This is a genomic window from Rhizobacter sp. (assembly GCF_035702065.1).
In the GTDB taxonomy this organism is placed as follows: domain Bacteria; phylum Pseudomonadota; class Gammaproteobacteria; order Burkholderiales; family Burkholderiaceae_C; genus Rhizobacter.
In genome coordinates, this window is sequence record NZ_DASSRA010000389.1 from 1 (window position 1) to 11,364 (window position 11,364).

The 11,364-nt window shown below is 66.9% G+C and carries 12 protein-coding genes; 9 read left to right on the plus strand and 3 right to left on the minus strand.

Translation table 11 applies throughout. The features are described 5' to 3' along the window. Positions 1 to 27 precede the first annotated feature (27 nt). From VFL64_RS17020 to VFL64_RS17055, 8 genes are all read left to right on the plus strand, one after another. Complete coding sequence (locus tag VFL64_RS17020; protein WP_489541579.1) at positions 28 to 816, plus strand: ABC transporter ATP-binding protein; 789 nt, start codon at positions 28 to 30, stop codon at positions 814 to 816. Further along, on the plus strand, positions 816 to 1,745 hold the full coding sequence (locus tag VFL64_RS17025; protein WP_489541568.1) for a branched-chain amino acid ABC transporter permease: 930 nt from the start codon (positions 816 to 818) through the stop codon (positions 1,743 to 1,745). Before VFL64_RS17020 ends, VFL64_RS17025 begins: the two co-directional genes overlap by 1 nt. Before the next feature lie 2 nt (positions 1,746 to 1,747). Further along, positions 1,748 to 2,824, plus strand: coding sequence for a branched-chain amino acid ABC transporter permease (locus tag VFL64_RS17030; RefSeq protein ID WP_489541569.1), 1,077 nt, complete (start codon positions 1,748 to 1,750; stop codon positions 2,822 to 2,824). A gap of 28 nt (positions 2,825 to 2,852) precedes the next feature. Next, a complete protein-coding gene (locus VFL64_RS17035) occupies positions 2,853 to 4,163 on the plus strand; it encodes an ABC transporter substrate-binding protein (protein WP_489541570.1) in 1,311 nt (436 codons plus the stop codon). 137 nt (positions 4,164 to 4,300) lie between these two features. Next, positions 4,301 to 5,110 (plus strand): ABC transporter ATP-binding protein, encoded by an 810-nt coding sequence (locus VFL64_RS17040; protein ID WP_489541571.1) that lies wholly within the window; start codon positions 4,301 to 4,303, stop codon positions 5,108 to 5,110. Continuing rightward, positions 5,107 to 5,406 carry a hypothetical protein gene (locus VFL64_RS17045; RefSeq protein ID WP_489541572.1) on the plus strand — a complete coding sequence of 100 codons (300 nt, stop codon included), beginning with the start codon at positions 5,107 to 5,109 and terminating at the stop codon, positions 5,404 to 5,406. Before VFL64_RS17040 ends, VFL64_RS17045 begins: the two co-directional genes overlap by 4 nt. Beyond that, positions 5,406 to 6,650, plus strand: coding sequence for a phenylacetate--CoA ligase family protein (locus tag VFL64_RS17050; protein WP_489541573.1), 1,245 nt, complete (start codon positions 5,406 to 5,408; stop codon positions 6,648 to 6,650). The genes VFL64_RS17045 and VFL64_RS17050 overlap by 1 nt, the downstream gene beginning before the upstream one ends. A gap of 130 nt (positions 6,651 to 6,780) precedes the next feature. Beyond that, on the plus strand, positions 6,781 to 7,752 hold the full coding sequence (locus VFL64_RS17055) for a tripartite tricarboxylate transporter substrate-binding protein (RefSeq protein ID WP_489541574.1): 972 nt from the start codon (positions 6,781 to 6,783) through the stop codon (positions 7,750 to 7,752). Between the two features lie 139 nt (positions 7,753 to 7,891). On the opposite strand, the gene dtd is transcribed toward VFL64_RS17055, so the two are convergent. From dtd to tyrS, 3 genes are read right to left on the minus strand one after another with little or no spacing between them, the layout of a single operon-like run. Beyond that, positions 7,892 to 8,335 carry a D-aminoacyl-tRNA deacylase gene (gene dtd / locus VFL64_RS17060; RefSeq protein ID WP_489541575.1) on the minus strand — a complete coding sequence of 148 codons (444 nt, stop codon included), beginning with the start codon at positions 8,333 to 8,335 and terminating at the stop codon, positions 7,892 to 7,894. Next, the gene (locus tag VFL64_RS17065) at positions 8,336 to 8,686 is read right to left on the minus strand and encodes a DUF5329 family protein (protein WP_489541576.1); all 351 of its coding nucleotides are present in this window, start codon (positions 8,684 to 8,686) and stop codon (positions 8,336 to 8,338) included. Between the two features lie 2 nt (positions 8,687 to 8,688). Continuing rightward, the gene (gene tyrS, locus VFL64_RS17070) at positions 8,689 to 9,945 is read right to left on the minus strand and encodes a tyrosine--tRNA ligase (RefSeq protein WP_489541577.1); all 1,257 of its coding nucleotides are present in this window, start codon (positions 9,943 to 9,945) and stop codon (positions 8,689 to 8,691) included. Between the two features lie 207 nt (positions 9,946 to 10,152). Here tyrS and VFL64_RS17075 point away from each other — a divergent pair. Further along, on the plus strand, positions 10,153 to 11,364 hold a 1,212-nt coding region (locus VFL64_RS17075; protein ID WP_489541578.1), incomplete at its 3' end, for a M23 family metallopeptidase.

An 11,364-nucleotide genomic window follows, 5' to 3' on the forward strand; every position in this document is an offset into this window, starting at 1 on the left:
GACGTTCCCACCCGCGAGGCAGGCGGCATGAACACGCGGCGCGCCGCCGGCGACGTGATCCTCGACGTGCGCGGCATCGGCCTGGCCTTCGGCGGCGTGAAGGCGCTGTCGGACATCAGCTTCGACGTGCGCGAGCACGAGGTGCGCGCCATCATCGGCCCCAACGGCGCGGGCAAGAGCAGCATGCTCAACTGCATCAACGGCGTGTACCAGCCGCAGCAGGGCTCGATCGCCTTCCGCGGCAAGACGTTCCGCCACATGAACCCGCGCCAGGTCGCCGAGATGGGCATCGCGCGCACGTTCCAGACCCTGGCGCTGTTCAAGGGCATGAGCGTGCTCGACAACATCATGACCGGGCGCAACCTGAAGATGAAGTCGAACCTGCTGCTGCAGGCCATCCGCCTCGGGCCTGCGCAGCGCGAAGAGATCGCGCAGCGCGAGGTGGTCGAACGCATCATCGACTTCCTCGAGATCCAGCCCTACCGCAAGACGCCGGTCGGCCGCATGCCCTACGGCCTGCAGAAGCGCGTGGACCTGGGCCGCGCGCTCGCGATGGAGCCGCAGGTGCTGCTGCTCGACGAGCCCATGGCCGGCATGAACGTGGAAGAGAAGCAGGACATGAGCCGCTTCATCCTCGACGTGAACGACGAGTTCGGCACCACCATCGTGCTGATCGAACACGACATGAGCGTGGTGATGGACTTGAGCGACCGCGTGGTGGTGCTCGACTACGGCAAGAAGATCGGCGACGGGGCGCCGGACGATGTGCGCAACAACCCGGACGTGATCCGCGCGTATTTGGGAGTGCAACACTGATGGGCTTCTTCCTCGAAACCCTCTTCGGCGGCCTCATGGCCGGCATGCTCTACGCCTTGATCGCGCTCGGCTTCGTGCTGATCTACAAGGCCTCGGGCGTCTTCAACTTCGCGCAGGGCGCGATGGTGCTGTTCGCGGCACTCGCGATGGCGCGCTTCTCGGAGTGGATTCCGAAGCTGCTCGGCTTCGAGAGCAAGCTCGTCGCCAACGGCCTGGCCTTCATCGGCGCCACGCTGGTGATGGTGTGCGTGGCCTGGGCCATCGAGCGCCTCGCCCTGCGCCGGCTGGTCAACCAGGAAGGCATCACGCTGCTGATGGCCACGCTGGGCATCACCTACTTCCTCGAAGGCTTCGGCCAGAGCCTGTTCGGCTCCGACATCTACAAGATCGACGTGGGCATGCCCAAGGAGCCGGTGATCGTCGGCGAGCAGATGTTCGAAGGCGGCATCCTCATCGGCAAGGAAGACCTCTACGCCGCGCTGATCGCCGCCGCGCTGGTGGCGGTGCTCTCGCTCTTCTTCCAGAAGACCGCCACCGGCCGCGCCCTGCGCGCGGTGGCCGACGACCACCAGGCCGCGCAGTCGATCGGCATCCCGCTCAAGCGCATCTGGGTCATCGTGTGGTCGGTGGCCGGTTTCGTCGCCCTGGTGGCCGGGATCATCTGGGGCAGCAAGCTGGGTGTGCAGTTCTCGCTCTCGCTGGTGGCGCTGAAGGCCCTGCCGGTGGTGATCCTGGGCGGGCTCACCTCGGTGCCGGGCGCCATCGTCGGCGGGCTGCTGATCGGCGTGGGCGAGAAGCTGTCCGAGGTCTACATCGGGCCGCACCTGGGTGGTGGCATCGAGATCTGGTTTGCCTATGTGCTGGCGCTCTTGTTCCTGCTGGTTCGCCCGCAGGGTTTGTTCGGCGAGAAGATCATCGATCGGGTCTGACCATGCTCTACAGAGAGAACGGCCAGTTCAAGACGTCCTACCGCGCCGACCTGCAGATCTTCCCGATCCTGCAGGACCGCGCGGCCATCCTGCTGCTGCTCGCGGTGGCCTTCATCGTCGTGCCCTTCACGGCCGATGAGTACCTGTTCCGCGCCATCCTGATCCCCTTCCTCATCCTCTCGCTCGCCGCGCTGGGGCTGAACATCCTGGTCGGCTACTGCGGGCAGATCTCGCTCGGCACCGGCGCCTTCATGGCGGTGGGCGCCTACGCGGCCTACAACTTCAACGTGCGCATCGAGGGCATGCCGCTCATCCTTTCGTTGCTGCTGGGCGGTCTGTGTGCCACCGCGGTGGGCGTGCTGTTCGGCATCCCCAGCCTGCGCATCAAAGGCCTCTACCTCGCGGTGGCCACCCTCGCGGCGCAGTTCTTCACCGACTGGGCCTTCCTGCGCATCACCTGGTTCACCAACAACTCGGCCTCGGGCTCGGTCAACGTCTCTGGGCTGCAGGTGTTCGGCCTGCCCATCGAGACGCCGGTGCAGAAGTACCTGTTCTGCCTGGTCTTCCTGTGCGTGTTCGGCCTGCTCGCGAAGAACCTGGTGCGCGGCGCCATCGGCCGCGAGTGGATGGCGATGCGCGACATGGACGTGGCCGCCGCGGTGATCGGCATCCGCCCGGTGTACGCCAAGCTCACCGCCTTTGCGGTCAGCTCCTTCATCGTCGGCGTGGCCGGCGCGCTGTGGGGCTTCGTCTACCTGGGCGCATGGGAGCCGGCGGCCTTCTCGATCGACAGATCGTTCCAGCTCTTGTTCATGGTGATCATTGGCGGGCTGGGCTCGATCATGGGCAGCTTCTTCGGCGCCTTCTTCATCGTGGTGCTGCCCATCGTGCTGGCGCAGTTGCTGCCCGCCATCGGCCGGCTGTTCGGCGTCGAGGTGCAGACCGCCACCTCGTCGCACGCCGAGCTGATGATCTTCGGCGGCCTCATCGTCTTCTTTCTGATCGTCGAGCCGCATGGCTTGGCACGCTTGTGGTCCACCGCCAAAGAGAAGCTGCGGTTGTGGCCCTTCCCTCACTGATTCTCACGACGCTACCCAAGGAGACATCATGAAACTGAAAGCTCTCGCGCTCATCGTTGCCGTTGCCGCCACCAGCCTGGCTGCGCAAGCTCAGGAACAGTTCTTCCCGGTGCTCTCGTATCGCACCGGCCCCTACGCGCCCAACGGCACGCCCTGGGCCAACGGCTATGTCGATTACCTCAAGCTCGTGAACGCGCAAGGCGGCATCAACAAGGTCAAGATCAGCTTCGAGGAATGCGAAACCGGCTACGACACGGCGCGCAGCGTCGAGTGCTACGAGCGCCTGAAGGGCAAGAACGGCGGCGCCACCGTCGTGCAGCCGCTGTCCACCGGCGCCACCTTCGCGCTGACCGAGAAGGCGCCGGGCGACAAGATCCCGCTCATCACGGCCGGCTACGGCCGCAGCGAATCGCAGGACGGCGGCGTGTTCAAGTGGAACTTCCCGCTCATCGGCACCTACTGGGTGGCGGCCGATGCACTGGTGCAGCAGATCGGCGCCAAGGAAGGCGGCATGGCCAAGCTCAAGGGCAAGAAGATCGCCCTCGTCTACCACGACAGCCCGTATGGCAAGGAGCCCATTCCGCTGCTGCAGCAGCGCGCCGCCATGCTCGGCTTCGAGCTGCAGTTGCTGCCGGTGACGGCGCCGGGCGTGGAGCAGAAGTCGACCTGGCTGCAGGTGCGCCAGAGCCGCCCCGACTACGTGATGCTGTGGGGCTGGGGCGTGATGAACTCCACCGCCATCAAGGAAGCCCAGGCCGTGGCCTACCCGCGCGAGAAGATGTACGGCGTGTGGTGGGCCGGCGCCGAGCCCGACGTGAAGGACGTGGGCGAAGGCGCCAAGGGCTACAACGCCGTGACCATGCAACACGGTGCCGAGCCCGACTCCAAGTTCGTGAAGGACGTGCTGGCGTTGGTGCATGGCAAGGGCCAGGGCACCGGGCCGAAGGAAGAGGTGGGCAGCGTGCTCTACATGCGCGGCGCCATCTCGGCCATGCTGGCCGTGGAAGGCGTCAAGCGTGCGCAGGAACGCTTCGGCAAGGGCAAGGTGATGACCGGCGAGCAGACGCGCTGGGGCCTGGAGAACCTGGCGCTCGACCAGAAGAAGCTCGACGCGCTCGGCTTCGCCAACGTGATGCGCCCGGTCAGCACCAGCTGCGTCGACCACCTGGGCGCCAACTGGGCCCGCGTGCACACCTGGGACGGCAGCAAGTGGGTGTTCAGCTCGGGCTGGCTGCAAGCCGACGAGCAGATCATCAAGCCGATGGTGAAAGCGGCGGCGGACAAGTACGCGGCGGAGAAGAAGCTGACGCGGCGCACGCCTGAAGACTGTCAGAGCTGATGGCTTGCGGGTGGCGGCACGCGGCTTCGATACCTCAGCCCGAACGGCTGGTGTGTGTTCGTCGGCCGTGGCACGCCACCACCCGCTCAGGCTGAGGTATCGAAGCCCCGCGCCCACGTCCGCATGAGACAAACACCATGAGTCCGCCCATCCTCCTCAACGTCAACGGCATCGAGGTCATCTACAACCACGTGATCCTCGTGTTGAAGGGCGTCTCGCTGCAGGTGCCCGAAGGCGGCATCGTGGCCTTGCTCGGCGGCAACGGCGCCGGCAAGACGACCACCTTGCGCGCGGTCAGCAACCTGCTGGCGGGCGAGCGCGGCGCGGTCACCAAGGGCAGCATCGAGCTGCGCGGCGAGCGCATCGAGGCGCTCTCCACCTCGGAGATGGTCAACCGCGGCGTGATCCAGGTGATGGAAGGCCGGCACTGCTTCGCCCACCTCACCATCGAGGAGAACCTGCTCACCGGCGCCTACACGCGGCGCGACGGCAAGGCCGCGGTGGCGCAGACGCTGGAGAAGGTCTACAGCTACTTTCCGCGTTTGAAGACACGTCGCACCTCGCAGGCGGCCTACACCTCGGGCGGCGAGCAGCAGATGTGCGCCATCGGCCGCGCGCTGATGGCCAACCCGAAGATGGTGCTGCTCGACGAGCCCTCGATGGGCCTCGCGCCGCAGATCGTGCAGGAGGTGTTCGAGATCGTGAAAGACCTCAATACCCGCGAGCACGTGACCTTCCTGCTGGCCGAGCAGAACACCGGCATGGCGCTGCGCTATGCGGACTACGGCTACATCCTGGAGAACGGCCGCATCGTGATGGACGGCGCCGCCTCTGCCCTGGCCGACAACGAGGACGTGAAGGAGTTCTACCTGGGCGTGGGGGGCGGCGACCGCAAGAGCTTCCGCGACGTGAAGAGCTACAAGCGGCGCAAGAGGTGGCTGGCATGAGCGATGACGACTTCTTCGCCCCGCCGGCATTCAAGCCGGCGGAGGCACTGGTCGCGCTGAAGCGCCAGCTGCGTGACCTCAAGCCGCTCGTCGAACGAGGGACCGGCTTCGAGATCGGGGGCAAGCGCGTCATCGAGCTCGCCGCCAGCACCGGCTCGATCGATGCACGGCTCGCCAAGCGGCCGGCCGTGTCGCCCGAGTGGCAGCCGTTCACGCTGAAGAACAGCGCCGACGTGCGCAAGCTCGTCGATGAAGTGAAGAAGCGCCTGGCGCGCTGGCAACAAGACGCAGAGTGATGAACGAGCACTACGACGCCCTCGAAACCCGCTCACCCGCCGAACGCGAACGCGCGCTGATGACGGCCTTGCCGGCGCAGGTGGCGCACGCGCAGGCCCGCGCCACCGCCTTTGCACAGAGCCTGCAAGGCGTTGCGGCCCGCGAGGTGACCAGCCGCGCCGCACTGGCCCACCTGCCGGTGACGCGCAAGCACGAGCTGATGGAGCGCCAGCACGCCGAGCGCGCGCGTGATGTGTTCGGCGGTTTCTCGGCCATCGGCTGGGGGCAGGCGAGGAGCGTGTTCCAGTCGCCCGGCCGCATCTACGAACCCGAAGGCGCGGCATCGGACTACTGGCGCGTGGCGCGGGCGCTCTTCGCCGCTGGCTTTCGCGCCGGCGACCTGGCGCACAACGGCTTCAGCTACCACTTCACACCGGCCGGATCGATGATGCAGACCGGCGCGCAGGCGCTGGGCTGCACCGTGTTCCCCGGCGGCACCGGGCAGACCGAGCTGCAGGTGCAGGCCATCGCCGACCTCCGCCCCGCGGGTTACATGGGCACGCCCAGCTTCCTCAAGCTGATCGTCGAGAAGGCGGCCGAGATGGGCGTCCCAATCCCGTCGCTGAAGAAGGCGGCGGTGGGCGCCGAGGCCTTCCCGCCCAGCCTGCGCGACTGGCTGGCCGAGCGTGGCATCACCGCCTACCAGTTCTACGGCACGGCCGACCTGGGCACCATCGCCTACGAGACCTCGGCCCGCCAGGGCCTGGTGCTCGACGAGGGCGTGATCGTCGAGATCGTGCGCCCCGGCACCGGCGACCCGGTACCCGAGGGCGAGGTCGGCGAACTGGTGGTGACCACGCTCAACCCCGACTACCCGCTGATCCGCTTCGGCACCGGCGACCTCTCGGCGGTGCTGCCCGGCACCTGCCCGACCGGCCGCACCAACACCCGCATCAAGGGCTGGATGGGGCGCGCTGACCAGACGGCCAAGGTCAGAGGCCTGTTCGTGCACCCGAGCCAGGTGGCCGAGGTCGTGCGCCGATTCCCCGAGGTGAGCAAGGCGCGCCTGGTCATCAGCGGCGAGATGGCCAACGACCGCATGGTGCTCAAGGTCGAAGCAGCCGGCGCGACCGAGCCCTTGGCCACCCGTTTGGCCGAAGCCATGCGCGACGTGACCAAGCTGCGCAGCGAGGTCGAGTTGTGCGCCCCCTGCAGCCTGCCCAACGACGGCAAGGTGATCGACGACACGCGCAAGTTCGATTGATTGATTTGCGTCAACGGCCTGGGGTAATCGCGGACGGGGGCTTACGTAGTTTCCGGCATGCCAGTGCGAATGGCGCTGCCGACAATGCCTGGATTCGCAGTCTCCGAGCCCCCGTGAAAGGAAGTCCCCCATGAAGCGTCTGCTGCTCGCCCTGCTGGCCCCCCTGGCGGCCACCAGCGCCTTCGCCGAGTACCCCGAGAAGCCCGTCACCATCGTGATCCCGTTCGCCGCCGGCGGCCCGACCGACAAGGTGGGCCGCGACTTCGCCGAGGCCGTGCGCAAGCCCCTGGGCGGCCAGGCCGTGGTGATCGACAACGTGGCCGGTGCCGGCGGCACGCTGGGCGCCGCCAAGGTGGCGCGCGCCACGCCCGACGGCTACACGCTGCTCATCACCCACATCGGCATGGCCACCTCGCCGGCGCTGTACCGCAACCTGCAGTTCAAGCCGCTGGAAGACTTCGAGTACCTGGGCCTCATCAACGAAGTGCCGATGACGCTGATCAGCCGCCCCACGCTGGCGGCCAAGACCTACCCCGAGCTGCAGAGCTGGATCCTGGCCAACAAGGGCAAGGTCAACATCGCCAACGCCGGCCTGGGCTCGGCCTCGCACATGTGCGGCATGCTGCTGCAGAGCACGCTCAAGACCGACATGGTGCCGGTGCCCTACAAGGGCACGGCCCCGGCCATGAACGACCTGCTGGGCGGCCAAGTCGACATCATGTGCGACCAGACCACCAACACCACCGGCCAGATCGAAGCCGGCAAGGTGACGGCCTTCGCCGTGACCACGACCAAGCGCCTCACCATCCCGGCGCTGGCCAAGCTGCCCACGCTCGATGAATCCGGCCTCAAGGGCTTCAACGTGACCATCTGGCACGCGCTCTATGCACCGAAGGGCACGCCCAAGCCGGTGCTCGACAAGATCAACGCGGCACTCAAGCTGGCCCTGAAGGACGGCACCTTCATCAAGAACGAAGAAGGCCTGGGCGCCGTGGTGGCCGCCGATGCACGCGTGAACCCGGCCGAGCACAAGAAGTTCGTCGCCGACGAAATCAACAAGTGGACGCCCATCATCAAGGCCAACGGCCAGTACGCCGACTAAGGACGTGACGGTGTGCACTACGCACACCGTCTCGCCTTAGGAGGGGCCCGAGCTCTGCGAGGGCGCGGGCTGCAAGCCGACTGACCGAGCCGCACCGATCTCCTCAGTGGAACCCCTGGCCGCCTTCGGGCGGCCTTTTTTATGCGCGCAGCGTGAAGGGGATGGTGACCGGCCCGTCGTTGACGAGGTGCAGCTTCATGTCGGCACCGAACTCGCCGGCGGCCACCACCGGGTGCTGCGCCCGCGCCGTGGCCAGCACACGCTCGTAGAGCCGGCGGCCCAGCTCGGGGGGCGCCGCGCCGGTGAAGCTCGGTCGGTTGCCGCCGGAGACGTCGGCCGCGAGGGTGAACTGGCTGACGATGAGGAGCCCGCCCTGCACGTCGACCACGCTGCGGTTCATCTTGCCGTCCTCGTCGGAGAACACACGCAGCTTGAGCAGCTTGGCGACGAGCTTGTCGGCGATGGCCTCGGTGTCGGCAGGTTCGGCACACACCAGCACGAGCAATCCCTGGCGAATGGCACCGATGACCTGGCCGGCGACTTCGACGCGCGCTTCGCTGACGCGTTGGCTGATCGAGATCACTCAGCGGTCCATCCGCTGCAGTTCATCGCCCAGGAACCGGGCGGCCGGCACCTCGCGCCCATCCGCGAAACGGATCAGGTAGGCCTCGCCCGTGGTGCTCGACCTGGACGCGATCTGCTCGATGAACTGCTGCGCCGTGCTCACGTGCTCGCCCATCTTGTTGAACTTGCCGCGCAGGAACTTGGCCGCGTCCTTGCTCGAATAGGCGCTGCCGTTGCGCAGGAAGCGGATGTCCTTCTGCGACTCAACGTACTGGATCAAGCGCTCGATGCGCGCCTGTTCGGCCGCCGGCGGCGCGGCGTGAGCGGCCAGCGCAGCCACACCCAGCAACAACACGGCGCGGCGGCGCATGCTCAGCCCAGCGTCACGCGGGCGAACTTGCGCTTGCCCACCTGCACGACGTAGGTGCCGGCAGCTAGCTTGAGACCCTTGTCGCTGACCACGCCACCGTCGATGCGCACGCCACCGCCTTCGACCAGGCGCATGGCCTCGCTCGACGACGGCGCGAGGTTCGCCTGCTTCAGCAAGGCGCCGATGCCCAGAGGGGCACCACCCAGCGAGACGTCGGGAATGTCGTCGGGCACACCACCGCGCGCGCGGTTGTTGAAGTCGGCCTCGGCCGCATCGGCCGCCGCGGCACTGTGGAAGCGCGTGGTGATCTCCTTGGCGAGCATCACCTTCGCGTCCTTCGGGTTGCGCCCGCCTTCGACCTCGACCTTGAGCTTGGCGATCTCCGACTCGGGCCTGAAGCTCAGCAGGGTGAAGTACTTCCACATCAGCTCGTCGCTGATGGAGAGGATCTTCGCGAACATGCCGTTGGCCGGCTCGGTGATGGCGATGTAGTTGCCCTTGCTCTTGGACATCTTCTCCACGCCATCGAGCCCTTCGAGCAGCGGCATGGTCAGGATGCACTGCGGCTCCTGGCCATATTCGGCCTGCAGCGTGCGGCCCATCAGCAGGTTGAACTTTTGGTCGGTGCCGCCGAGCTCGAGGTCGCTCTTGAGCGCCACCGAGTCGTAGCCCTGCATCAGCGGGTAGAGGAACTCGTGCACGCTGATCGGCGTGCCCGCCTTGAAGCGGTCATGGAAGTCGTTGCGCTCCATCATGCGCGCCACGGTGTACTTGGCAGCGAGCTGGATCATGCCGCGCGCGCCCAGCGGGTCGCTCCATTCGCTGTTGTAGCGGATCTCGGTCTTGGCGGGGTCGAGCACCAGGCTCGCCTGCTTGTAGTAGGTCTCGGCATTGGCCTTGATCTGCTCGGGCGTGAGCGGCGGGCGGGTGGTGTTGCGGCCGGAGGGGTCGCCGATCATCGAGGTGAAGTCGCCGATCAGGAAGATGACCTGGTGGCCGATGTCCTGCAGCTGCCGCATCTTGTTCAGCACCACGGTGTGGCCGACGTGGATGTCAGGCGCCGTCGGGTCCAGGCCGAGCTTGATCCGCAATGGCACGCCCGTTGCTTCTGACTTGGCAAGTTTTGCCAACCAGTCGGCTTGCGGCAGCAGTTCGTCGCAGCCTCGCAGCGAGATGGCCAGTGCCTCGCGGACCTTGTCGGTGATGGGGTGCTTGGGCGCAGATTCGGGGGAACCCGCCTGGATTTCAGACTGTGACATGGGGCAAGCGGAACTACGGGGAATTCCGGAAATTGGGGAAAAAGCGCTGGCTATACTGCCGCGCACCCTGCCGGGAACACCCCGTGAAACAGGGCCCGTCAAGCGCTCACGATTCTAGTGGGCGCCCCACGGGCAGAGACAACCCAGAGCGCCGCCCCGCTGCGCTTGCAGACCGGGCCTCGCGGCCACGCCACCAAATTGATTTCGTTGGACAAGCTTCAGACCGCCGTTGCCTCTGCTTCTGAGCAGGCCACGCATTTCGCCGGACGGCACCCGCGCACGCTCACCTCGCTGCTGGTGGCCGGCCTGATGGGTTTCGGCGTGACGGCCTTCGGCATCGCCCCGCTCGCGCCGGATGCAGCCGACCTGCCGCGGCGCTTGGTGACGGAAATCGTCACTCCCGAAGACGTCACGTCGCAGCTCGAAGCCCTGGCCGAGCACACGCTGGAGCTCTACCGCAGCGACCTCACCCGCAGCGCCGACACCGTCGACAGCCTGCTGGCCCGCATGAACGTGGCCGACGTGAGCGCAGCCTCCTTCCTGCGCACCGACAAGACGGCGCGCAAGCTGCTCGAAGGCCGTGCCGGCAAGATGGTGCAGGTGCGCACCAGCGAATCAGGCCAGCTCGAAGAGCTGGTGGCCCGCTACCCGGCCGAGAACGCCGAGCAGTTCAGCACGCACTTCTCGCGACTGCGCGTGACGCGCTCCGACGGCATGTGGCAGGCGCAGGTCGAAGTGGCGGCACTTGAAAGCCAGGTGCGCCTGGGCAGCGGCACCATCCGCAGCTCGCTGTTTGCGGCCACCGACGAATCGCACATCCCCGACCCCATCGCCACCCAAATGGCCGAGATGTTCTCGACCGACATCGACTTCCACCGCGAGCTGCGCCGCGGCGACACCTTCACGGTGCTGTACGAAGCGCTCACGGCCGACGGCGAGCCCATCACCTGGAACCAGGCCTCCGGCCGCGTGCTGGCTTCGGAGTTCGTCAACAACGGCCGCAGCTACTCGGCCGTGTGGTACCAGGAACCCAACAGCAAGGGCGGCTACTACAGCTTCGACGGCGAAAGCAAGCGCCGCGCGTTCCTCGCCAGCCCGATGGAGTTCTCGCGCGTGACCTCGGGTTTCTCGATGCGCATGCACCCCATCCTCAAGACCTGGCGCGCCCACCTGGGCGTGGACTACGGCGCCCCGACCGGCACCGCGGTGCGCAGCGTGGGTGATGGCGTGGTCGATTTCGCCGGCTGGCAAAACGGCTACTGCAACGTCGTCCAGATCCGCCACAGCAACGACCGCACCACGCTCTACGGCCACCTGAGCCGCATCGACGTACGCAAGGGCCAGCGCGTCGACCAGGGCATGCGCATCGGCGCAGTCGGCGCGACCGGCTGGGCCACCGGGCCGCACCTGCACTTCGAG